18 protein-coding genes, 1 tRNA gene and 1 riboswitch are annotated in these 23,833 nt (G+C 69.2%); of the genes, 13 read left to right on the plus strand and 6 right to left on the minus strand.

Translation table 11 applies throughout. The annotated features are described in order from the left end of the window. Nucleotides 1-80: 80 nt before the first annotated feature. From ACZ5PB_RS34865 to ACZ5PB_RS34900, 8 genes are all read left to right on the plus strand, one after another. Nucleotides 81-1,439, plus strand: a complete 1,359-nt coding sequence (locus ACZ5PB_RS34865) for a KamA family radical SAM protein (protein WP_468696829.1) — start codon at nucleotides 81-83, stop codon at nucleotides 1,437-1,439. A 5-nt stretch (nucleotides 1,440-1,444) separates the two neighbouring features. Then, a complete protein-coding gene (locus ACZ5PB_RS34870) occupies nucleotides 1,445-2,296 on the plus strand; it encodes an N-acyl homoserine lactonase family protein (protein WP_468696830.1) in 852 nt (283 codons plus the stop codon). Beyond that, entirely contained in the window at nucleotides 2,293-4,161 is a 1,869-nt protein-coding gene (locus ACZ5PB_RS34875) for an FAD/NAD(P)-binding protein (protein WP_468696831.1), read from the plus strand. Before ACZ5PB_RS34870 ends, ACZ5PB_RS34875 begins: the two co-directional genes overlap by 4 nt. Beyond that, nucleotides 4,124-4,612 carry a cupin domain-containing protein gene (locus tag ACZ5PB_RS34880; RefSeq protein ID WP_468696832.1) on the plus strand — a complete coding sequence of 163 codons (489 nt, stop codon included), beginning with the start codon at nucleotides 4,124-4,126 and terminating at the stop codon, nucleotides 4,610-4,612. The genes ACZ5PB_RS34875 and ACZ5PB_RS34880 overlap by 38 nt, the downstream gene beginning before the upstream one ends. Before the next feature lie 17 nt (nucleotides 4,613-4,629). Next, the gene (locus ACZ5PB_RS34885; RefSeq protein ID WP_468696834.1) at nucleotides 4,630-5,031 is read left to right on the plus strand and encodes a VOC family protein; all 402 of its coding nucleotides are present in this window, start codon (nucleotides 4,630-4,632) and stop codon (nucleotides 5,029-5,031) included. Between the two features lie 183 nt (nucleotides 5,032-5,214). Then, nucleotides 5,215-6,555 carry an MFS transporter gene (locus ACZ5PB_RS34890; RefSeq protein ID WP_468696875.1) on the plus strand — a complete coding sequence of 447 codons (1,341 nt, stop codon included), beginning with the start codon at nucleotides 5,215-5,217 and terminating at the stop codon, nucleotides 6,553-6,555. A 40-nt stretch (nucleotides 6,556-6,595) separates the two neighbouring features. Beyond that, a complete protein-coding gene (locus ACZ5PB_RS34895; protein WP_468696835.1) occupies nucleotides 6,596-6,970 on the plus strand; it encodes a cupin domain-containing protein in 375 nt (124 codons plus the stop codon). A 209-nt stretch (nucleotides 6,971-7,179) separates the two neighbouring features. After that, nucleotides 7,180-8,070 carry a LysR family transcriptional regulator gene (locus ACZ5PB_RS34900; RefSeq protein WP_468696836.1) on the plus strand — a complete coding sequence of 297 codons (891 nt, stop codon included), beginning with the start codon at nucleotides 7,180-7,182 and terminating at the stop codon, nucleotides 8,068-8,070. 822 nt (nucleotides 8,071-8,892) lie between these two features. Here the strand turns inward: ACZ5PB_RS34900 and ACZ5PB_RS34905 are convergent. Then, a complete protein-coding gene (locus ACZ5PB_RS34905) occupies nucleotides 8,893-10,599 on the minus strand; it encodes a DUF2079 domain-containing protein (RefSeq protein WP_468696837.1) in 1,707 nt (568 codons plus the stop codon). Nucleotides 10,600-10,662: 63 nt separating this feature from the next. Further along, nucleotides 10,663-11,208, minus strand: coding sequence for a MarR family winged helix-turn-helix transcriptional regulator (locus ACZ5PB_RS34910; protein ID WP_468696838.1), 546 nt, complete (start codon nucleotides 11,206-11,208; stop codon nucleotides 10,663-10,665). A gap of 119 nt (nucleotides 11,209-11,327) precedes the next feature. On the opposite strand from ACZ5PB_RS34910, the gene ACZ5PB_RS34915 reads away from it, so the two are divergent. The 4 genes from ACZ5PB_RS34915 to ACZ5PB_RS34930 all read left to right on the plus strand — a co-directional run bounded on the left by ACZ5PB_RS34915 (nucleotide 11,328) and on the right by ACZ5PB_RS34930 (nucleotide 15,539). Then, the gene (locus tag ACZ5PB_RS34915; RefSeq protein ID WP_468696839.1) at nucleotides 11,328-12,173 is read left to right on the plus strand and encodes an NAD(P)H-binding protein; all 846 of its coding nucleotides are present in this window, start codon (nucleotides 11,328-11,330) and stop codon (nucleotides 12,171-12,173) included. 101 nt (nucleotides 12,174-12,274) lie between these two features. Further along, nucleotides 12,275-12,348 (plus strand) — tRNA-Met (locus ACZ5PB_RS34920). Nucleotides 12,349-12,531: 183 nt separating this feature from the next. Beyond that, nucleotides 12,532-13,737, plus strand: coding sequence for a PP2C family protein-serine/threonine phosphatase (locus tag ACZ5PB_RS34925; protein ID WP_468696840.1), 1,206 nt, complete (start codon nucleotides 12,532-12,534; stop codon nucleotides 13,735-13,737). 340 nt (nucleotides 13,738-14,077) lie between these two features. Beyond that, nucleotides 14,078-14,211, plus strand: a riboswitch (cyclic di-AMP (ydaO/yuaA leader). Between the two features lie 11 nt (nucleotides 14,212-14,222). Beyond that, nucleotides 14,223-15,539 (plus strand): M23 family metallopeptidase, encoded by a 1,317-nt coding sequence (locus tag ACZ5PB_RS34930; protein ID WP_468696842.1) that lies wholly within the window; start codon nucleotides 14,223-14,225, stop codon nucleotides 15,537-15,539. Between the two features lie 119 nt (nucleotides 15,540-15,658). On the opposite strand, the gene ACZ5PB_RS34935 is transcribed toward ACZ5PB_RS34930, so the two are convergent. The 4 genes from ACZ5PB_RS34935 to ACZ5PB_RS34950 form a co-directional block, all read right to left on the minus strand. Beyond that, a complete protein-coding gene (locus ACZ5PB_RS34935; protein WP_468696844.1) occupies nucleotides 15,659-17,080 on the minus strand; it encodes a PrsW family intramembrane metalloprotease in 1,422 nt (473 codons plus the stop codon). 114 nt (nucleotides 17,081-17,194) lie between these two features. Then, nucleotides 17,195-18,079: a tRNA (guanosine(46)-N7)-methyltransferase TrmB gene (gene trmB, locus ACZ5PB_RS34940; protein ID WP_468696876.1), complete on the minus strand. Its 885-nt coding sequence runs from the start codon at nucleotides 18,077-18,079 to the stop codon at nucleotides 17,195-17,197. 109 nt (nucleotides 18,080-18,188) lie between these two features. Next, complete coding sequence (gene lhgO / locus ACZ5PB_RS34945; protein ID WP_468696845.1) at nucleotides 18,189-19,394, minus strand: L-2-hydroxyglutarate oxidase; 1,206 nt, start codon at nucleotides 19,392-19,394, stop codon at nucleotides 18,189-18,191. Nucleotides 19,395-19,504: 110 nt separating this feature from the next. After that, a complete protein-coding gene (locus ACZ5PB_RS34950) occupies nucleotides 19,505-20,935 on the minus strand; it encodes an MFS transporter (RefSeq protein ID WP_468696847.1) in 1,431 nt (476 codons plus the stop codon). Between the two features lie 717 nt (nucleotides 20,936-21,652). On the opposite strand from ACZ5PB_RS34950, the gene ACZ5PB_RS34955 reads away from it, so the two are divergent. Next, a complete protein-coding gene (locus ACZ5PB_RS34955) occupies nucleotides 21,653-23,776 on the plus strand; it encodes an asparagine synthase-related protein (RefSeq protein WP_468696848.1) in 2,124 nt (707 codons plus the stop codon). The last annotated feature ends 57 nt before the right edge of the window (nucleotides 23,777-23,833 follow it).

Here is a 23,833-nt window from a genome sequence, read left to right on the forward strand (position 1 = left end):
CAGGCGCCACTCACTCGGCAGCCCTGGACCTGATTTGTTCGCTCCGACACCACATTCACGCAACCCTGACGGGAGTTCGCATGGATAATTCAAGCGAAAGCTCACCGAAGTACAAGCCCTATAACCGCTCGTCCATTCATCGCGCACCGCAATGGGGGCGCATTCCGCCCGAGCTGCGCGAGGCAGTCGATGTGGTATCCCACGTCCTGCCATTCCGAACCAATCAATACGTCCTCGATGAACTAATAAACTGGGACAATATTCCAGACGATCCGATATACCGGCTCAACTTCCCGCACAAGTCCATGCTTGATCCGGACGACTACATCACGTTGCGTGACCTGCTGCGCTCGGACGACAAAAAGCAGCTGGCCAAGCAGATCCACGTGATCCGGTCACGAATGAACCCGCACCCGGCCGGCCAGCAGTCACACAACGTGCCGGAGCTTGACGGCGAGACTGTTCCCGGCATCCAGCACAAGTACGCGGAGACGGTCCTCTTTTTCCCGAGCGCCGGCCAGACGTGCCACGCCTACTGCACGTTCTGTTTCCGCTGGCCACAGTTTGTCGGCGAGGAGGATCTGAAGTTCGCGGCCCGTGATGCCGAGGGCTTGGTCGCCTACCTCAAACGGCACCCCGAGGTCACCGATGTGCTGATCACCGGTGGCGACCCCTTGATCATGCGCACGGCCACGCTGGAGCGATACCTCGAACCCCTCTTGGTGCCCGAACTGGCTCACATCCAGAACATCAGGATCGGTACGAAGGCCGTGGGCTACTGGCCGCAGCGGTTCGTCAGTGATCCAGACGCCGATGTGTTGCTGCGACTGTTCGAGCGCGTCGTGGGTGCGGGCAAGCACCTCGCGCTGATGGGCCATTACAACCACCCAGCTGAGCTGCGCCCGGCTATCGCGCAAGACGCCCTGCGCCGCATCTCTGCAACCGGTGCCGTTGTGCGCATGCAGTCGCCTGTCCTGCAGCACATCAATGATGATCCGGCCGCCTGGCACGAGTTGTGGACCCAGGGCGTGAAACTGGGTGCCATCCCGTACTACATGTTCGTCGAGCGTGACACCGGTGCGCGGTCCTACTTCGAGCTGCCGCTGGTCAAGGCATATGACATCTTCCGCTCGGCCTACTCGAGCGTCTCCGGTCTGTCTCGTACGGTACGTGGGCCGTCGATGAGCGCGTTCCCAGGAAAGGTACTCATCGACGGTGTCCCGACGATCCGGGGCGAGAAGGTCTTCGCTCTGCAACTCCTCCAGGCACGGCGAGGCGGCCTCGTCCGCCAGCCGTTCTACGCGAAGTTCGACCCGGAAGCGACCTGGTTCGACCAACTCGTACCTGCCTTCGGGGAGAGCAAGTTCCTCTTTGAGGAGGAGCCGTCCGGCATCGCTGACTCCGCGCTCGGCAAGCCGCTCAACCTCGTGGGGGTCTGAGCCGTATGACCGAGGACACGCATCCGGTATACGAAGTCCTGGCGCTCCGGTTCGGCACCCATGCAGACCGGCCCGCGCGGGACAACTTCCTCGTCGATGAGGGCCAGTTCACACCTGGCAGCGAGATGCCCATGGACTTCTACCTCTGGGCGATTCGCAACGACCGGCACTTCCTCCTCGTGGACACGGGATTCCCCGAGGAGATGGCCCAGCGCCGCGGACGCACCCTATTCCGCGACCCGGTTGATGCGCTGACCGATCTCGGTATGGCGGCCGAAGATGTCTCCGACGTCGTGATCACACACATGCACTATGACCACGCAGGGAACCTGGACCGGTTCCCGCACGCTCGGATCCATCTGCAGCAGGACGAACTCCAATTCTGTACCGGGCCTGCCATGCGTCACCATGTCGTGCGCAAGCCCTTCGAACCGGTCAACATCAAAACAGCGGTGCAGGGTCTGTTCGAGGATCAACTCGTCCTCCACTCAGGGCAAGCCGAGGTCATCCCTGGAGTTACGCTGCACCCGGTTCCGGGCCACACGCCGGGCACCCAGGTGGTACGGGTTCCGACCACACGCGGCTGGGTCGTGCTGGCAAGTGACGCCACGCACCTGTGGGCCAACATCCGGCTCCGCAGCCCGTTCCCGATCCTCGACCATCTCACGCCGATGCTCGAAGGGTACGACCGGATCGAAGCCCTGGCGGACGGGGACGACCACATCATCCCCGGACACGACCCTCAGGTGGCACTGCGCTTCCCACGCCTCCCCGGTGCGGCTGACTGGGTCTGCCTCCACGAACCCGTGCTCGACGGCATCGACGCCGCGACGGCGACCGCTGGAGCCATGCGATGAGCGCTCTCCAGGTGGCCGTGACCGGTGTAGGGCCGCGCGGCCTGAGCATCCTGCAGCGAATCTCCGAACTCGCGGCGGAACTGCCCGCGGGATGCTCGCTGGACGTGCACCTCATAGACCCTGGTGACAGCGGCCAGGGTGTGCACTCCACGCAACAGCCAGGACACCTGTTGACCAACACCGTTGCCAGCCAAGTGACGATGTTCGCCAATGGCCAGGGTCCGTCGTTCACCCAGTGGGCGGCTGACAGCGGATACCGGCAGTTCGGCGGCGCGTTCTATCCGACGGGTGACGATTCCGGGGAGCCCGTCGGAGAGCACGCCTATCTACCGCGCCAACTCCTTGGCGCCTATCTCAGCTGGGTCTTCGACCAGACAGTTAATGGCCTGCCGCAGCACGTACGCATTGTCCACCACCGTGACCGGGCCGTGGACATCGAGCAGGGGGACGTCGGCCGCTTCGCCATCCGTCTTGAGAAGGGCTTCGTCGTCCACAGCGACTACCTCTTCCTGACAACAGGACACTGCGAACGGACCCCCACAGAGGAGGATCAGGCGTACGAGGAGTTCGCACGCGGTAACGCCAAGCGGAACCCCCGGCTTGCCTACTGCTCCACTCCGTACCCGGTCAACCGGCTTCAGCAAATCGCCCCCGGATCAACGGTCGCCGTCCAAGGGTTCGGGCTGACCGCGCACGACGTAATCTCCGAGCTCACAGTCGGTCGAGGTGGAACATTCCACGGCTCCGGGCCTGACACGGAGTACCGGCCTTCCGGACGCGAACCCCAGATTCGGCTGTTCTCGCGCCAGTGCCTGCCTTTCAGTGCGCGTGGAGTGAACCATAAGGGGATCACCGGGGCCCACCGTCCGCGGTTCTTCACCAATGAAGCCGTACAACAGCTACAGCAAGAGGCCACCCAACACCGCGGCGACCCCAGGCTCGACTTCGCAGAAGAGGTCCTTCCGCTCTTGCTGCGGGAGATGGGGTACGCCTATCGATCGGCCGAGGAGCAACGCTCCATTTCGCCGGAGGACTACGAACTCACTGCAGGCGACCGTCGTGTACTAGAAGAGCTCCTCGACCCGTTGCACGACAAGCAGTTCGCGAATCAGGAGGAATTCGCGAAATTCTTCGTGGACTACGTTGTCAGTGACCTGGAGCACGCAGAACTCGGCAACGCCACGAGTCCTGTGAAGGCCGCCACCGACGTCATCCGCGACACCCGGGCAAGCCTGCGGGAGGCCGTTGAGTTCTCCGGCCTCACTCCTGACTCGCACGGAGTGTTCAACAGGAAGTACGTGCCAGTCATGAACCGGGTCTCGTTCGGACCCCCACGGCACCGCAACCATCAGCTCCTCGCGCTGATGCACGCCGGGATTGTGGACTTGGCCGGCGGCCCGGGCAGCCGAGTGATCCTCGATCGGGAGGCGGCAAAGTTCACCGTCCGCACCGACTACCCGGACGGCCCCGAGGTCCACTACGCCGACGCGCTGATCGTGGCACGCCTCGACGCGTTCCACCCCGAGAGTGACCGGTCACCGTTGATCGCCAACCTCCTTGAGCGGGGCCTCATACGGCCCTACTCGAACGACGAATTCAAGCCCGGTGGCATCGACATCGATGAACGCGGCCGTCCGGTCACGGCGGCAGGCCAGGCGCTGAACTCCGCCTGGGCAGTCGGCTACTTGGTCGAGGGGCCACGGTTCTACACACACGCACTGCCTCGCCAGGCGATGGCCTCGCAGTTCACGCTCGACGCCGACATGGCCGTGCGCGACATGGTCGCGGACATCAATCACCGACATAACACCACCCAGGAGGAAGAAGATGCCGGTTCAGACCGGAAGCCAATTTCCGTACCCTGAATTCCGCAAACGCCATGTTCAGGAGCGTCCCGCCCCGATCATTTGGCAGTGGGAGAGGCTGGCCGAAGAACTGGCGGCAGCCGAGCACACGGAATACGGCACACTCACACTTGCCACCCCCGACGGCGACCACCAGGTCGTTCCTGGTACGTCGATGACTTTCCAGTCCGTGAGGCCAGGTGAACACACCACCCCGCATACCCACTCCTGGTGGCACCTCTATTTCGTACGATCCGGCTCCGGCGTCCTGGTCTTCGACGAGACCGATGAAACCGTCGGCGTAAGCGGCGGCGACATCGTGCTCATTCCTGCCTGGCACGTGCATCACTTCGAAAATAACGAGTCGGGCGGTGACCTGTTGCTGCTCAATATGTCGAACCTTCCTCAACTGGCCGACTTGCACAACAAGTTCTCCAAGGAATACGTGCCGACAGACGTTCAGAACAACTAGCAGTAATGGGAGGAATCATGTTCAAGCGGATAGATCACATCGGTGTAGTGGTGAATGACCTTGCAGAGGCAAGGTCCTTTCTGGAAAGCCTGGGAATGCGTCTGGAGCGAGCGCAGGAGGTCCCGGAGCGGAACGTGAAGATCGCCTTCTACTTCTGTGGGGACGGCCGAATCGAGCTCATCGAGCCCACAACAGAGGAAGCCCGCCAGCGCAGGCTGGGCGCGGGTAACCAGGCTCGGATCGAACACATCGGAGTCGAGGTTGACGACGTCCCCACCATCATGAAGGCGGTCCAAGGACTGGGCGTTGAGCTGACTACCAGCGAACCAGTCCCGGTCGGTCCGAACCTGAATGCATGGACGGAGCCCCACACCTCCAACGGCGTCCAGTTCCAGCTGGTCCAGCGGGATGCCGTCTAACGGAGGGAGCGGCGCACAAGGCGTGCTGCGTCGCCAGCCGTTCGAACCGTCAGCTATCGACCGAGGTGTGACTCCTTGAAGACATCTCCTACGCATGAGCCAACGCGAACCGGAGCACGACAAGGGGACGCCGCCCCTCATGGGAAGCGACAGGTGTGGCTACTCGCCTCACTGCTTGGCGGCATGTTCTTGGGAAACGTGGACATTGCGGTGGTCAACGTCGCGATCCCGTCGATCCGAGACCGTCTGCACGCGACCGGCAGCGAGCTGGAGCTGATCGTTTCAGGCTACACGCTCGCGTACGCCATGTTGCTGATCACTGGCGCCAGGCTTGGCGAAATCCGTGGGCGCCGCTGGACCTACCTGCTGGGGTTGGTCGTATTCACGGTCTCCTCACTGGCTTGCGGCCTCGCGCTGAACGGCGGCGCACTAGTGGGTGCCCGAGTAGTGCAGGGGATCGGCGCCGCCCTGATGGTCTCCCAGGTGCTGACAGGCATTCAGGTCAACTTCGAGGGGCCAGCACGCCGACGGGCACTGGGCGCCTATACCGGTGTCCTCGGGGTGAGTTCCGTCATTGGGCAGGCGCTGGGTGGCGTTCTGGTGACGGCCGACATCCTGGGAACGGGATGGCGCCCCATTTTCCTGATCAACGTACCGATCGGTGCCCTTCTGCTGATCGCCGCGTTCATCTTCCTGCCGGCCGATGAAGGCACCGGGCAGAAGAAGCTGGATCTGCGAGGCGTGGGGCTTCTGTCCCTCGCGCTGTTTCTTCTGGTGACACCGCTCGTGATGGGTCAGGACGCGGGTTGGGCTCCGTGGACATGGGGCTGCATCGCCGCATCCCTGCCGGTCTTCGCTGTATTTGCCGTGGTGGAGCGAGGCATCACGCGGCGCGGGGGCGACCCACTGATGAATGTCGGGCTGCTTGCCCGCAGGCCAGTGGCCCTGGCATTGGTCTCCCAAGCCGCAACTCGCGCAGGGTACTTCGCCCTGCTGTTCGTCCTCGCGCTGTATCTACAGCAAGGGCTGGGCAAGAGTGCGGTGTATGCGGGGCTGGTTCCCATCGCATGGGTGGCGACCTTCGCTCTGGTCGGCCCCATCCTCGGCCGAGCTGGCGCGCGCACTCGGCGGCTCGCGGCCCCCGTGGGAAGTCTTCTGATGGCGATCGCTTTTGCAGCCATGGCTGCGGGCGCTCAGAGCACCGGCTGGCTAGTCGTCCTCCTCGGTATCGGTGGCGTTGGCTACGGCGCAGCCTTCAGCGGGACGCTGGCCCACCTGACGGAGTCCGTCGAAGCTCGATACGCGCCGGACATGAGCGGCCTGTTCAACACGACGCTGCAGGTCGGCGGAACCATGGGTGTTGCCGTCTTCGGAACCGTCTATCTGGGTCTCGCCGAACCGAGCAGCACCCCAAAGGACGCTTTCAGCACCACTAGCGCGGCACTGGCTGTCGTGTCGGTAGCTGCCTCCGCGCTCATCCTGCTCGCAGGAAAGACCCAGTCAGCCTCCACCTCTAAATCATGATCAACCATCTATCACTACCAAATAGAAGGATAAGTACACCATGGACGTTATTCGTCACCCCGGAGACGCAACCAAGGGACCTGAGGAGCGGTTCTACGGCGATGTCTGGCTGTGGCCTCGCATCGGTGCCACCGCCAACACCGAAGTGCGCAATGTGTTGTTCACTCCCGGCTCGCGCAGCGCATGGCATCGGCACCCGGCGGGTCAGGTACTGCACGTGACCGAAGGCGTGGGAGTCGTGGGGTACCGAGGCGGCGAGCGCCAAGAGATCAGGGCGGGCGACACCGTTGTCTGCCACCCCGGTGAGGAGCACTGGCACGGCGCGGGCCCGCGCACCTTCATGACACACATCGCCGTCACTGATGGCCCCACCGAGTGGAAGGAGCACGTGACGGACGAGGAGTACCAGGGCTGAGCCCACGCGCAGGCGACGTCTCATGCAGGGCCCGGGTCGTCCGGGCCCTGCATGACGAATTGTTCACTGCACAGACAGAGCCAGGAAACAACAACGCCAAAGCGATTCTCGGGAGATGAGGCAGGGCTCAGGTGCGTACGCAACCCGAGAGCGGCGACCCTTCCGACAGTAATGCAAGCCCTTACACGGCCTTGCATATGCTTCTGGCCATGAGCATCGAGCTGCACCACCTACGCGGGTTCCTGGCCTTGGCGGAGGAGAGGCACTTCACCAGGGCCGCCCGTCGGATGGGTGTGTCACAGCCAACACTCAGCCGCAACATACGACGCCTGGAGGAACTGGTCGGGCGACGCCTGCTGGAACGGTCCACTCGCCAGGTCTCCCTCACCGCGGCCGGCGCGACGCTGTACGACCAGCTCAGCGTTCTCATCCCTCGCTTGGAGGCGGCCCTGCACCCTGACCCCGACGAGGAACCGTTTCGCGTGGGTTTCGCCTGGGGCTTTCCCACAGGGTGGCCCCAGGAGGTCATCGCCACGTTCGAGGCCGAGACCGGGGTACCGGTGAAGGTGCACCGGCGAGATGCAAAGCTCGCAGGGGTGGACCAAGGGGAAGCCGACGTGGCAATTCTAAGGGGACGCATACCTGTACCCCCCGAAATGGAATTAGTCACCTTGCTGCACGAACGGAGAATCGTCGCAGTATCCACGCGATCTGAACTCGCGAAGCGGGAAGAAATAAGCTGGCAAGATATCGCTGACCATTCTCTCGTGCTCAATGAGGTAAGTGGGACAACGGACTTGACGCAGTGGCCCGAGGGTCGCCGCCCCAGCATTTCTGCCATCTGTCGAAACTTCGACGAGTGGTTGGAGGCTGTCGCGGCGAACAAAGGCGTTGGCGTGGTGCCCGAATTTGTCGGTCGCCAGCACATTCATTCCTTCGTGTCGTTCCTTACCGTGCCTGACGGTCCGCCCGTTCCCCTCAACCTCGTCTACCTGAAGCATGGCGGCCACCCTCTGACACCTCGCTTCGTCGCTATGGCCCGGGCTGCGATGAGTTCGCCGGAGGAGTCGGGTTCCGGCCTGACAGACCACAGGAACTGATCCGACGCAGCTGACCCCGCCGAGAGAGTCCGCCCAGCCCTCCCCATCGCTCCCGGCGCCGCCCCCGGCTCCAGCTGCTCGGCGGCTCTCCGCGACGGCGACAGCTGGGAACGATGGCCAGATCTGCTCGGCGAATAGGGCCTGGTCACATAGCTGGTCACCGCGGCGCCATGGTTGCATTTCTGGTTGCATTCACCCCCGTACAGCACCGTTCGGAAAGCCCACCCGCCCCAGCTCCACCGCAGGTCAGAACATCGCTACACGTCCCAGAACCCCCACACCAGAGAAATACCAGGTCAATGGCCTGATCCGGGATCCGGGTCAGGCATTGATGCGTCTCCAGTGATCGTTTGGGAGAGGATTTTGGTCGGGGCTCCCAGACAGCGCCCGGACAGGTTCCCCGAGGTCGTCTCTTCCACCGCGCCGCGATGTCTTGCGTAAGTGCTCCGGCTGGTAGTGACCGTTCCTGCGACTCGGCGCATCACTCGCCAGGGGGTAGGAATCTGCAGCTCGTAGGCCAGCACATGCGTGAGCGATGCGTGAGCGGACGGCGCCCCACTGCTTGTTTTCCGACGGATCAGGCAACAGCCGATACCTGCCCTCACCAGGTGTCCTCGGACAGAGAAGGACCTCCCGGACTCGTCCGGACGGCCCCTCCAGGACTTTTAATCCGTTGGTTGTCGGTTCGAGTCCGACATGGCCTACAGGACGAAGTGAGGGGCTTACGCCTCTGACCTGCGGGGGAGCGCCTCGACCGAGATTCTTCGGTCGGGGCGCTCCGTCGTTTGGGGCTCGCGCGCTTCAGACCGCAGCCTTGGACGGTTACCGCTGGAACAGGTTGCGCCCCACGCTCGCAGGCACCCGTTCGCGAACCGGAACGCTGTCCGGGCCGGGGCGGCTCATTCCGGGGACGGGCATCGGGTGGACGCGGTGCAGCAGCACCACCCCGTCCCGGCGCCACACCTCCTCGTGCCCGTGAGCCAGCAGGACGTCGATCCGTTGCCGCTGCTCGTCCGCCGAGGCGAAGGGGAATGCTCGTTCCTGCTCGCGCAGGAGCAGCCACTCGGCTCCCCGCGGGGTCGCGTCGGCGATGACGACGTCGGTACGGGCCGTCAGACGCGGAGCGATGTTGTTGTCCGCCTCGACGGTCGCCCCGTCGGGAATGAGCTCCGCCGCCTGGGCCAGAGCGCGCTTGTCGGCCGTGGCGCGCCAGGAATCCGGATCGAGCAGGGGCCACAGCCCGAGGAAGGCCGAAGCCGCCGTACTGGAGACGAGTGCCGTCACGGCCAGCCGGAGGGGGAGCCGATGGCTCTTGACGCTGGGTCTGGAGAGGATTCGTGGTGCCCCGGAGCGATACAGACGGGCCAGGGTCTCCAACGCGGCGGTGAGCAGGACGGGCCACAGGAAGGCGTCGTAGTGGTTGATCACCGGCCAGTGGTTGGGATTGTCGGAGAGCACCCTTTCCGCGAGCAACGGCACCGCGAGGAGGAGAGTGGGTGACCCCAAGGGGAGGAAGGCCAGCGTGCCCAGCACCCAGGCCAGCATGGTCACTTTGATGAACGGGGTGAAGGCGACCTGCGCCACCACCCACGGTTGCGTGAGCACGCGGAGCAACGCGTCGCCCGGATCCGATCCGATACGCCCGTACGACCAGTAGTAGCCGGACGGACTGCCCATCGCAGGCAGGAACCAGACGATCACCACGGCGGAGATCAGCGGCCCCGCCACCATCACCGCGAGTCCGGCCACCCTGCCCACGCGGTCCCGCGACCGGTGGGCGCGTACCGCCAGCAGGAGCCCGAACGCCCCGGCCACCAGCCCCATGTCCTCCTTGACCGCGCACAGCAGGACCGCCCACAGGGCCGCTGCGGCATAGCGGTGCGCCAGGCCCCGTTCGAGCATCAGCAGTGTGAGGGGCACCGCGAAGGCCACCTCGTGGAAGGTGGTGTACGAGGCGTTCAGCAGCGGCCAGCCCAGCGCGTACACCAGTCCGGCCCCGCCGGCTGCCCGCCGAACGACGGACGGTGCGGCGTCCGTGAAGCAGTGCTCGGCGATTCTGCGCACCAAGGGCACTCCGGCGGCGAACAGCCCGGCCTGGGCGAGGATGAGCATGCGGGGGTCGTCCCACAGCCAGTAGAGCGGGGCCAGCAGGGCGAGTACGGGGGAGAAGTGGTCGCCCAGGAGGGAAAAGCCCGGCGGGAACTCGTGGTGCACGTTCTTGATCGGCGATCTGGGCAGTTCGAAGTGGGAGTACGCCCGGATCGCCTGGTCGAAGATCCCGAGGTCGAATCCCGTCGCCCGCAACGCCGTCCAGGACTGTAACCCCAGGCCGAGACAGAGGAGGAAGCACAACAGCGTCAGCAGCAGGCCCTGGTGCTGTGGGGGGATCCCCGCCCGCTGCGCGCGAGGGGGTGCCTGTGACTGGCCGGTGGCACCACGGTCCGTGACCGTCAGGCTCCGCCCGCCACGGCGCTGTTGCGGCAGGCCGGCGGTGGCCGGGCCGGGTATTGGGCCCCGTCGGAGTCTCATGGCGACGACGCTACGGTGCCCAGCTGCGCCAGGAACGCGCCTCTGTTGCGGCCGAGTTGGGAATCACACTTGGGGTGAGCGGCGACCGTGGTTCTGGTGGCGTGCTGTGAGCGCGTTCTGGTCAGCCACGTAACGCACCATCAGCCGGGCGAGTTCCAGGCGGTCGTGCTCGGACCAGGTGGCGGTGATCTGCTCGTAGGCGTCGCGCTGGTGGCGGCGGAAGCGGGCCATCAGGTCGCGGCCCTCGGGGCTGAGGTGCAGGACCGTGCGGCGGCCGTCCTGCTGGGAGGCGGCGCGGATCAGATAGCCGGCCGCGATGCAGTCGGACACCATCCGGCTCGCCACGGAGGGGTCCACGCTCAGGTACGAGGCGACGGCGCCGACGGTGATCTCGCGGGGGGCCGGGCCGGTCGCGGGGTCCGCCGGGTCGTCGGCCGCCGCGGGCTGCTGCTCGGACTCCAGCACGATGTTGAGGACCAGGGTCCGGCTCAGGTCCTTCTGCGAGATCGGGTTCGCGACCTCCAGGAGCGAGGACCGCCGCAGTTTCCCGAACGCCGGGCCGACGGCGTTCAGCAGGTCGTCGGCGTCGGCCCCTTCGTGCTTCTTCATGGCCGCATCGTACGCAAGCTCGGTGCGTGCCGCATATATGTGTTGAGATGCAAGTGCGTGCATGGAAGCATGTATGTGGCAGTGGTCATCGGTTAGTGGTCAGTGGATTGGGGTTTGTTGTGTCTTTTCTTGTTACTGGGGCTCGGGGCAAGGTCGCCCAGGGTGTCGTCGGGCGGCTCGCTGCCGAAAGCGGCCTTCCTGTGCGTGCGGCCAGTGCCCGGCCCGCCGAGCTGGTCGTTCCGAAGGGGGTGGAGGCCGTTGAGATGCCTCTCGGGCGGCCCGAGACCTTTGGCGCCGCGCTGGACGGCGTACGGCAGGTGTTCCTCTATCCCGAGCCCGCCGGGATCCACGAGCTGATCACGGCCGCCGAGGCGGCCGGTGTCGAGCACGTCGTGCTGCTGTCCACGTCCGCCGTGCTTGCGCCCGATGCCGAGACCCATCCGATCGCGGCCCACCACCTTGAGGTCGAGCGCGCGCTCGCCGCATCGGCGCTGCCGCACACCTTCCTGCGCCCGGACGCCTTCGCGAGCAACTCCCTCGGCTGGAGCCACCCCATCGGGCAGTCGCTGCCGGTGGCCCTCGCGTACCCGGACGCGCAGATCGCGCCCATCCATCCCTCGGACATCACCGACATCGCCGTCGACGCGCTGACCGGAGGTGCCGTCGCGGGCCGGGCGGTCGAGCTGACCGGCGCCGAGTCGCTGTCCTTCCGCGAGCAACTGGCCGTCGTCGCCGAGGAGACCGGGCGCGAGGTCACCGTCGAGCAGATCGGCCGCGCCGAGGCCGCGGCGCAGATGGGGCAGTACATGCCGGAGCGGCTCGTGGGCGCGCTGCTCGACCTGTGGGAGGCCGCGCAGGACGGCCCCGCGAAGATCGCCGACACCACCGAGAGCCTGCTCGGCCGGCCGGCGCGCAGCTATCGGCAGTGGGTGCGGGAGAACGTGGGGGCCTTCGGCGGGCGGTGATCGGAGGGGTGGTCGGTGAGGTGATCGGAGAGGGGGTCGGGGAGGTGGTCGGAAAAGTGGTCGGGGGAGCTGCTCGGATGGCGTAGGGTTGTGTTCACCGACGCGGGGTGGAGCAGCTCGGTAGCTCGCTGGGCTCATAACCCAGAGGTCGCAGGTTCAAATCCTGTCCCCGCTACTGAAGAAGTAGCAGTAGGTCTGAGGCCCGGAACTCGATTGAGTTCCGGGCCTCAGGCGTTTCCGGAGACGGAGTACGGAAGTACGGAGTGCGGCGCGGGCCGTCCCCCACATGGCCGATGCCGATTCGCCCTGCGGCGCGGCTCCGGCAAGCCTGTGTGGGGAGCGGTACCGTCCGCACCCGGTGCGGACCTGGGCAGGAGAGCAGACGGTGGCGGGGTACGGGCGCGGGATCGACGAGGTCGTGGGCGGGGTGGACCCCTCCGGGCAGAAGGGCCGCAAGAGCAGGCGGTTCGTACGGGCGCTGCCGGCGCTGATGGTCGTCGGTGGGGTCGTCTTCGACACGCTCACTCCGCCCGGCTTCACCGCGTCCCCGCTCTTCGCGGCGGCCCCGCTGGTCGCCGCCCCCTTCTTCGGGCTGGCCGCCACCGTGCTGACGGTGATCGCGTCCGCACTGGCGGTGACGGGGCTGCGCATCCGTGACGACTCGTTGCTGGTGGTGCTGTCGGTGACCGAGCTGGTGACGGTGATGACGGTGGGTGCGCTGGCCGTCTTCATCAACAGGGTCGTACGCCGTGGCGACCGGCGGCTCGCGTCGGTCCGCGTCATCGCCGAGGCCGCCCAGCGGGCCGTCGTACCCACACCGCCGGAGCGCATCGGCGGGCTCCAGATCGCGGCGCGTTACGAGGCCGCCGAGGCGGACGCGTTCATCGGCGGCGACCTCTTCGCGGTGCAGGACACGCCCCACGGGGTGCGGCTGGTCGTGGGTGACGTACGGGGCAAGGGACTTGAGGCCGTCGAGGCGGTCGCCGTGGTGGTGGGCGCGTTCCGGGAGGTGGCCGAGACGGAGAGCACGCTGGAGGGCGTCGCGCAGCGGCTGGAGCGGGCGCTGGCGCGCGAGGGCACGCGGCGGGACGGGCTGGACGCGATGGAGGGGTTCACGACGGCGGTGCTCGCCGAGATCCCGCGCGGCGAGGGCGTCGTACGCCTGGTGAACCGGGGGCACCCCGAGCCGCTGCTGCTGTTCGCCGACGGCGAGGTGGAGGTACTGACGCCGGAGGAGTTCGCGCTGCCGCTGGGGATGGGGGACCTGGGGAACTGGCCGGACCGGGCCCGGGAGTTCGCGTTCCCCGGCGGGTCGACGCTGCTCTTCTACACGGACGGGCTCTCCGAGGCGCGGAACGCCGAAGGGGTCTTCTACGACCCGGCCCTGCGGCTGCGGCGCTCGCTCTTCTCCGGCCCGGAGGCCGTGCTGGAGGCGGTGACGAGTGACGTACGGGTGCACACGGGCGGCAAGCAGACGGACGACATGGCGCTGCTCGCGGTGGGGCGGCCGGGGGAGGGGCAGCCGGAGAGGCGGCGGACCGTGGAGATCGTGAAACGGCCGTGAGGCCGACGGCTGCGGAGCTGTCGGGCCGTGGGAGTTGCCGAGCCGCGGATCCGAGGTGACTACGGGTTGTCACGGGGCGTGCGCGAAGGAGCGCGCTCCGCATAACAATTGACGATCTATCAGTTGTGGAGAGTTTGCACGCACGGGAACGGGTGTGGCCGAAGGGGTGTCAAGGGGTCTTTGGGTCGCCCTACTTGATGGGCATTTGGGAGTGATGTCCTGGCCATCGGTGCGTGCGCTGCGTTAACGATCAACAGGAACGGCTTGGAATTCCACTTGTGTGTCTATTAACGTTCGATAACGCAGCGCGGTCGTCCCAGCCGTCGTCAGAGACGGCGCCGTGCGGCGTGCGCCGAATTCCGTGAGGAAACCGGGGAACCACCAATTGGGGTGAATCGGGCCGAACCTGGCTCGTAGGAGACCTTCCTGCTCCGAACCCGTCAGCTAACCCGGTAGGCGAGAAGGAAGGAAAGGAGCGCGCCTCCGTGGCGTCCAACAGGCCTGCCCCCGAAGCCCCCACAGCCCCCGCTTTCTCGTACGGGGCGTACGGCGTCCCGAACGACACCGACGGGCCGGAGGGCAACGCTTACGGCGCCTCCTACGGCAGCGGCTACGACAACAACGGCTACGGCAGCGGTCACAGCAGCGGCTACGAGAGTGGTCCCGCCGCCACCGCGACGATGCCCGCCGTGCAGACGGTCCCGCAGCAGCGCGCCGGATTCGTGGACTTCGAGGGTCCCGCCGCGTCGACCGAGGAGTGGAACCCCACCGAGGATTCCGTCGTTCCGGTCCGCGGCAAGCACCGGGTGGCCAAGCAGCGCGGCTCCCTGGCCCGCAGCTCCACCGTGCTGGGTGTCGGCGTGATCGCAGCCGTCGGCGCCGGTGGCATCGCCACCGCGCAGGACAAGCCCGCCGTCTCCATATCCCTGCCCGACCAGATCACCGAGTCGCTCGACTCCCTCGCCGACTCCCTGCCGGACGCCAAGTCCCTGCCGGGTGTCGGCGCCCTGGTGTCGGGCTCCGGGTCCGACTCCGGCTCCGAGGAGGGTTCCGGCGAGGAGCTGATGGCAGCCGCGGCTCCGGCGGCTGCTCCGGCCGCCGCCGGTGACCAGGCCGGTGCCGGTACGGGTGCCGCTGCCGGGCAGCCGACCGGGGCGGGCGAGAGCCTGCGCGCCCGCATCCTCCAGCAGGCCGAGCAGCAGCGCTCCGCCGCCGACGAGGCGGTCCAGGAGGCGGCCCGCGCCCAGGCGGTCAAGGACGCAGCCGCCGAGGCGAAGAAGCAGCGCGACGAGGCCCACGCCAAGGCCGAGAAGGCTGCCCGCGAGAAGGCCGAGGCCGAGGAGAAGGCCAGGGCGGAGGCAGCGGCGAAGGCCGAGGCCGAGCGGCTCGCCAAGCTGGCCGCCAGCTACTCGCTGCCGACCTCGGGGTACTACCTCAGCGCCACCTTCGGACAGTCCGGCTCGATGTGGTCCTCCGGGCAGCACACGGGTCTCGACTTCGCCGCTGGGGCCGGTACGCCGGTCAAGGCCGTGCACGGTGCGACCGTCAAGTCCGCGAACTACTCCGGCAGTTACGGCTACCGCATCGTCATCGAGCTCTCCGACGGCACCGAGGTCTGGTACTGCCACCTCTCGCAGATGAACGTCTCGCCCGGCGAGAAGGTCACCACCGGCGAGGTCATCGGCAACGTCGGCGCCACCGGCAACGTGTCCGGCGCGCACCTGCACCTGGAGGTGCACACCCCGGGCGGCGACGGCATCGACCCGGCGGCCTGGCTGCGCGACAAGGGCCTGACGGTCTGACGGCCTGACGCTCCGCCCCCCCGCGTACTCCCGAACTCCGGCAGTCCTGGCGCTCACCCCCCGACGCCAGGGCTGCCGGTTCGCGTTTCAGGACAGCCCGGACGGAGGCGTCGGTCGCCTCAGCGCTTGTACGGGTTGTACGCCGCCGCGTACGCCGGGTGGTACGGCGGCGGCAGCATCCGTATTCGCCCGGTCACCTGGGCCGCGTACACCAGCGCGGGCCCCGCGATCCGCTTGCGCCGCCAGAGCTCTTCCAGCAGCTCCCGCTCCCGGGCGGTGAATTCGGCGGCGGCCCCCGGCGTCGGTACGCCGCGTCGCGCGCGGTAGCGGAGGAACGCGAGCGCGGTGGCGAACCCCTCGTACTCGGAGACGGCGCGGGCGGCGGCCGGGCCGTACGACCGGGCCGCGTACCCCTGCGCCAGCGAGCGGGCCCGCATCGAGGACAGGGCGAGCGGCTCGGCCGGGTCCAGCCAGCCGGCGGCGGCGTACGAGGGAAGCTCGGCGCCGAGCAGCCGCAGTTCGCGCTGCCGGGTCCAGATCGCCAGCCAGGTCAGGAACGCGAACACCGGCACCATGAACAGCCCGTACACCGCGTAGAAGCCGAGCGGGCCGAAGGACGCCGATCCGTTCCACAGGGCGTGCATGCCCATCGCGAGCAGCAGGCCCAGCACAGGCAGCGCGATCCGGCGGATCCGCACCCAGGCACGGGCCCGGCCCCGGCGCGCGGGGGCGAGCGCGACCAGGCCGAAGCCGATGCCGGTCAGCACCGTGAACAGCGGGTGCGCGAACGGCGACATGATCACCCGGACGAAGAAGGTGCCCGCGGTCACCGAGCCGAGACCGGAGAAGCCGTACGCCTGGTCCTCGCCGAAGGCATTGCCCAGATAGAGGATGTTCTCGGTGAAGGCGAAGCCGGTCGCGGTGAAGCCCGCGATGACGACGCCGTCGACGATCCCCGTGAAGTGCCGTCTGCGGAACAGGAAGATCAGCAGGATCGCCACGGCCTTCGCGCTCTCCTCGACGACCGGTGCGACGACGGTCGCCCCCAGTGTGTCCGCCCCGTCGGGGTCCGCGGTGGCCACGGCTATCCACTGCACGGCAAAGCTGTTGGCGGTGATCGCGACGAGCGCGGCCGCGCAGGAACCCCAGGTGAACGCGAAGACCAGGTTCCGCCACGGCCCCGGCTCGACCCGGTCCAGCCAGCGGAACGCCAGCACCAGCAACGGCACGGGGAAGACCGCGAGGCCGAGCCCGACCAGGAACCCCCGGGTACCGGTCTGTTCCCGCACGAGAGCGAGCAGGACCAGCCCGGACAGGGCGAGCAGCACGATCAGCGTCGTGGCCCGCACCGCTTTGCTGCGCCAGAGGCGGCTGGCGCGCAGCCGGTGGAGCCACCGGCCCGGGAACGTACGTCGCGGCCCGTCCTGCCAGGGCGCGGGCGCCGGCAGCGCGGTGTCGGGCCACGGCCCGGGTCCCCCGGGCGCGTGGTCCGGTACCGGCGGGGCCGGGTGCGGAGGCGGGGCTTCGTACGTCTCGTACATCCAACGACCCTAACGACTGCCACTGACAGCCGCGATGCCCTGTGGACACAGCCTGTGGACAACTCGGGACGGACTGCCGGACTGCCGAGCTGTCGGACTGTCGGGCCCGGGGCGTCAGCTCGTGCGCGGGACCCTGCGGAACATCAGGTCGTGCACCACGTGCCCCTTGTCCAGGCCCTGGCCCTCGAAGCGGGTCAGCGGCCGGAACGCGGGCCGGGGCGTGTAACCGCCGTCGGCCTGGGTGTTCTCGAAGTCCGGGTGCGCGGAGAGCACTTCGAGCATCTGCTCCGCGTAGTCCTCCCAGTCGGTCGCACAGTGCAGTACGGCGCCGGGCGCGAGCCGGGTGGCGGCCAGCGACAGGAACTCGGGCTGGATGAGGCGGCGCTTGTTGTGGCGGGCTTTGGGCCAGGGGTCGGGGAAGTACACGCGCAGACCGGCCAGGGAGTCCGTGGGGAGCATCTCGCGCAGCAGGATGATCGCGTCCCCGTTGGCGACCCGGATGTTGGAGAGGCCGTTTAGCTCGGCGAGGCGCAGGAGGTTGCCCTGGCCGGGGGTGTGGACGTCGACGGCGAGGATGCCGGTGGCCGGGTCGTCGGCGGCCATCTGGGCGGTCGCCTCGCCCATTCCGAAGCCGATCTCCAGGACGACCGGCAGGCCGTCGAACATCTCGCCCAGGTCGAGCACGCGCTGGCCGTCGATGTCGGTGCCCCGGGTCGCCCACCACTTCTTCAGCGCCTCACCCTGGCCGGTGGTGACGCGGCTGCGGCGCGGCTGGAAGCTGCGGATCCGCCGCTCGAAGTGCGAACCGGCGGGATCGGGGGACGGGCCGACGCCCTCGGGGAACATCCGCAGGTTCCGGGCACGGACGTGCGCGGCCTCGCGGTCGGCGGCGTCGCGCGCGGCGAGCTGCGAGGGGCCGGGGACGTCGGCCGGGGCAGCAGCCGATGCGGCGGCCGGCGCGGCGGCCGGCGCGGCGGGCTGTTCGGTGGGCTGGGGCATCGTGGGGTTCTCGCTGTTCTCGGACACAGTGCTTCCGATTCTACGGATGCGGGTGGGGCGGAAGTCCGAGCGCGAGGGAGCGGGGAGCAGCGCGGGGGAGCCGGGGCGGCTACGTGCTGACCGGGCGCGGCAGCGCCTCCAGGACCCGGCGTGCCACCTCGCGGCCGATCGGCAGGGAGGCCGTCGCCGCCGGGGACGGAGCGTTCAGCACGTGCACCGTGCGCGGGGCCTCGCGGATCAGGAAGTCGTCGGCGAGGGTGCCGTCGCGCAGGACCGCCTGGGCCCGGACCCCGGCCGGGGAGGGCCGCAGGTCCGTCTCGGTCACGGCGGGCAGCAGCCGCCGGACCGCCTCGGTGAACGCCCGCTTGGACAGCGAACGGTGCAGCTCGCCCGCCCCGTACCGCCAGTGCCTGCGCGCTATCCGCCACGAGCCGGGCCAGGCCAGGGTGCCCGCCACGTCCGTCGGACGCACCACTCCCCAGTCGTACCCCTCGCGGGCCAGCGCGGGCACCGCGTTCGGCCCCACGTGGACGCCGCCGCCCACTCCCCGGGTCAGGTGCACGCCGAGGAAGGGGAACGCCGGGTCCGGCACCGGGTAGACAAGACCGCGCACCAGCTCGGGCCGCGCCAGGTCGAAGTACTCGCCCCGGAACGGCACGATCCGCATGCCCGGGTCGTCGCCCGCCAGCCGTGCCACCCGGTCGCAGTGCAGCCCCGCACAGTTGACCAGCGCCTTCGCCCGGATCACCGTCCCGTCGGCGGTCCGCACCGCGACGCCGTCCGCCCGGCGGGCGATGACCTTGACCTCCGCCCCGTACCGCACCTCGGCGCCCGAGGAGCGCGCCAGCTCCTCGGTCACCCTGCCGTAGTCGCACACGCCCGTGGTGCCGACGTGGATCGCCGCGAGGCCGCGCACCTGCGGCTCGTACTCCTCGATCTGGGCGGGGCCCAGCTCGCGCACGGGGATGCCGTTCTGCCGGCCGCGCTGGACGAGGGCGTGCAGGCGCGGCAGCTCCTCGCGCTCGGTGGCGACGATCAGCTTGCCCGTCACCTCGTGCGGAATGCCGTGCTCCGCGCAGAACTTGATCATCTCGGCGGCACCGCGCACCGCGTACCGCGCCTTCAGCGAGCCCGGGCGGTAGTAGATCCCGCTGTGGATCACCCCGCTGTTGCGGCCCGTCTGGTGCCTGGCCGGGCCCGGCTCCTTCTCCAGGACGATCACCCGGGTCCCCGGCGCGGCGCGCGTGAGCGCATGCGCGGACGCCATCCCGACGATCCCGCCGCCGATCACCAGCACATCGCAGTCATGCCTCATCGCTGCCACCTCCCACCCCGAATAGTGCACTGGCCCACTGACAATGCCCGTAAACCTGGGAAGCGAGACCTCTGGTCAGAGCTTTACGGAATCACGCCGCCGGCGGGTCGCTACGCCGGCGCCACCAGCAGCGGCCTGGCCCGCTCGCGCAGCTCCGCCACCCGGGGCTCGTCCCCGTACGGCTCCAGCCGGTGCAGCAGGTCCCGTACGTACTCGGTGGTGCGCGCCGAGGAGATCCGGCCCGCCACCTCCACCGCGCGCGTGCCCGCGGCGCAGGCCGCGTCGAGATTGCCCGACTCCAGTTCGGCGACAGCGCTCACCACCAGGCGCAGCCCGTGCGACCTGACGAACTCCTCGGTCGGCCTGGACAGTGCCTGTTCGGTGAACCGGCGCACCTGGCGCGGGAGTTTGAGGTCGCGGTAGCACTCGGCGGCGTCCGCGGCCAGCCTGTCGTACGAGTAGAAGCCGAGCCAGGAGGGGTCGGGATCGCCCTCCCTGGACCGCTCCAGCCAGCCCTCCGCCGCCTTCAGAGCGGCTCCCGCGGCCACCGGGTCGCCCGCCTTCGCGTGCGCGCGTGCCTCGACCAGCCGGAAGAAGCTCATGGTGCGGGCGGTGGCCAGACCGCGGTTCCGCTCCAGGGCGGCCTGCGCGAGGTCCACGCCCTCGTCCGCGAAGCCGCGATAGGTCGCCTGGAGCGACATCGACGCCAGTACGTACCCGCCCAGTGGTACATCGGCCGCCGCGCGCGCGAGCCGCAGCGCCTGGATGTAGTACCGCTGGGCGGCCTCCTGCTGACCGGTGTCGAAGGCCATCCACCCCGCCAGCCTGGTCAGTTCGGCGGTCGCGCCGAACAGCGAGCGCCCCACGTCGTCGCTGTACGAACCGAGCAGCAGCGGCGCCGCGTCGACCCGCAGGCACTCCGGCACCATCGACGAACGCCAGTCCCCGCCGCCGTACTTGGAGTCCCAGCGGCGCGCGTCCTCGGCTGCCTCGCGCAGCTTGGCCACATCGCTGTGGCCCACCCGTAACGGGGTCGCGTCGGGGGTGCCCTCGACGGCCGTGGAGTCGCGCGCCACGGACGAGTCCGCGGGCGTTATCAGCCAGCGGGACGCGGGCGTCGCGTACGCGCTCACCGCGAAAGAGCCGGCCAGGGACTGCCAGATCCCGCCACTGCCGGCCCGGCGCCCCGCCAGGTCGAGGCGGTAGAGCTCGGTGGCGTGGCGCACCGCCACCGACACGTCGCGCGGGAAGGCGAGCCCGACCTCGGGGGCCGGGTCGGCGTCCGCGAGACCGATCTCGTGCAGCGGTACGGGGCGGCCGAGCTTGGCGCCTATCGCGGCGGCGATCAGGTGCGGGGCCGCGCCCTGCGGCACCATGCCTTTGGAGACCCACCGCGCCACCGACGTCTTGTCGTACCGCAGGGTCATGCCACGTTGCGCGCCGAGGTCGTTGACCCGGCGCGCCAGCCCGGCGTTGCTGATTCCCGCGAGGGCGAGAACCGTGCCGAGCTTGTCGTTCGGCCCGCGTTGCTCCCTGGACATTGCGCCACCCCTCACGCAGACGGCCGCCGCGGGCCCGGCATAGGCACGCGGCATTCGTAAACCCAGCGTAGTTCGCCGCATCCCAAGCGTTAAGGGGATGTGTCCCGTATGGCGAGATTCTTGTTCGTATTGGCAGTGCGGGAGGAACGTTCCGTCCCATTCGTGCTCCTGTCGTGTGGCCGTGCGCCCGGCCGTGCGCTCTTCTCCGGGTACGGAGGCAGCGCTTCCATGGGACGTGCGTGGGTCGGCCCGCTGCACTGGATCCAGTGGGCTGGGGGACACCGCCACCTTCATCCCCGCGGGTGGCGGAGCGGTCCGGGAGGCGAACAGCGCCTCCCGGACTACGCGTGTGCCAAGTTGGCCGAATGTGGACCCCCGAGGGGGAGCGGGTGCGGAGGCACGCGCGCGTAGTGCCGAGTCGGTGGTGTCTGCATCCGGCCGGTGCGGGACGATCGCGCCCACGGCGGGCGACGGCACCTCCTCCGCCCCTCCCGTCTCCTTCTGCCCCTTCCCTCACCCACCCGCCCCTCTCCCGGACCGCCCGCTGCGGCCCGGGCCGGCCGACGGTCACCCCAATTGCCCCCAACTCCCCTTTTCTCCCAGCGCATTGCGGCACGGCGCCGCGCACCCCGCGCGCCGTTGTCGTGGCAGCATGGTCCCCACGCGCGAGCGTCTACCGCGCGGGAGCAAAGTTGTCCACAGCCTGTGGAGGCGGCGATGCGTTGGTTGGTGGGATGGAGCAGCGTCGCCGCGAGCTTCGGCACGGTCGGAGCCGTCGGCGCCCCCGGCACCGAGCACGAGGGCGACACCGTCCAGCCCGTCGGCGCCCAGCTCCTCTGGGGCGACCCCGACCCGCTGTGGGCCGTCGGCGACTGGCGCCCCGACGAGGTCCGCACCGTCAGCGTCGACGCCTTCACCCGGCTCGCCGTCCTCGGCTGCTGCGGCGCCACCGACGAGGAACTGCGCGTCGGGCTCTTCGCGGCGCGCGGCGGCGCACTGAGGCACCTGACCGCCTGGCCCGGCAGCTACACCGCCGTCGTCCAGACCGGCAGACGCGTGACCATCGCCGGTGACCTGGCCGGGGCCCGCCCCGTCTTCTACACGCCCTGGGCCAACGGCACCGCGTACGCCACCGCCGCGCTCCCCCTCGCCGACCTCATCGAGGCCCAGCTCGACATCGGCCACCTCGCCGCCCTGCTCGCCTGCCCCGACGTCCCCGAGGCCCTGCGCGACGGCACGCCGTACGCGGGGGTCAGGCGCATCCCGCCCGGCCACGCCCTCGTCCTGCGCGAGGGCTCGCGCGAGATCACCGGTTACGAGCCGGTCGCCTCGCTCGCCGTCGCCGCGCCCCAGGTCGACGCGGAGCGCGCCGTGGAAGGCGTACGGGACGCGCTGGTCGAAGCCGTACGCGCCCGGCTCACGGCACCCCGGCACGCGCCCGAGACCCCGCTCCCCGACCCCGGGCCGGTGCCCGGCAACGGTCCTGCCGAGCGGCGCGCCCGACGCCGGGGGGCGCCCGTCCCCGGCATCGGCTCCGACCTCTCGGGCGGCAGCGCCTCCGCCACCCTCGCCCTGCTCGCGGCGGGCCTCCCCGGCCTTCCGGGTACGGTCCTGGGCCACGGCGCCGGGGCCGGCGAGCGCCTCCTCGCCGTCACCTTCAACGACCTGGCCGCCTCCGCTCCGACCCGCGAGAGCGACCTGGCCGACGAACTGGCGCGCGCGGGCGAGATCGCCGCCAACCCCCGACTGCACCACGTCGTCGTCGCCGGAGCCGAAGAGGCCCTGCCCTACGCCGACCTGACCTCCGGCCCGCTCACCGACGAGCCGGGCCCCTCCCTCGTCACCGCCGAACGCGCCCGGCTGCGCCTGACCTCCGGCAGCGCCGACCACCTCGTCGGCAACGGCGCCCGCCAGGTCCTGGACGCGCACCCGGCCCGCCTCGCCGACCTCCTCATCGACCGCAGACGCCGCCACATCCTGCGCCCCGCAACGGCGTTGGCCAAGGCCGAGGGCGCGTCCCCGCACTCCCTGCTCGTCCCGCTCACCGTCTACCGCGCCGCCCGCAAGCTGGCCCGTACGTCCTACCGCTCGGGCATCGAGGACGCGGCCGGCCGCCTCACCAGCCGGGGCGTGGTCGACGCGAGTGGCCCGACGGGGGTGCTGGACGCCTCGCTGGAGGCGCTCGCCTGGTCCCGGCCCGGCCCCGCGGCGCGCTGGCTGACCGGCGAGGCGCTCGCTGAAGTATCGGTTCGCCTACAGGAGTCGGCGCTGCGGCCGGCCTCGGTGCAGCGCCCCGGAGAGGCCCGCGCCCGCGCCGCGCTGGCCCGGCACGCGTACGACCACCGCGTCTTCGAACAGGCCGCCGAGGTACGCAGCCAGCGCCTGCACGCCCCCTTCCTCGACAACCAGGTCGTACGCGCCTGCCGGGACCTCCCGGAAACCCTGCGCGTCCAGCCCGGCGCCCGCGCGGCCATACTCCGCGCCGTGCTGCGGGGGGCGGGCATCCACGAACTCCCGCCCGGCTGGGGCGCGGCCACCACGCACACCACCTCGGCGGCCACCGCCCAGGCGGGCATCCGGGCCGCCCAGGACGAGTTGCTCACCCTGTTCGACGCGCCGCTGCTGGCGGACGCGGGCCTGATCGAGGCCCGAGTCGTACGCAAGGCGGTCCGCGCGGCGGCCGCCGGCGAACCCGTACCCCTGGACGGCCTCGCCGACCTGGTCTCCACCGAACTCTGGCTCCGCCGTCTGATGGCCCGCCGGGGCACCTGCTGGACGGGCTCCGCCGCGCCCCGCCAACGCGCCGTGGCCGCCGGAGTCCCGCACCGCCGCAGCCTGTAGCCCCACGGGCCCAGCCGCGACGGTCCCCACGGGCTCAGCCGCGGACGATCCGTACCG

Source organism: Streptomyces sp. NPDC032721 (assembly GCF_055579625.1).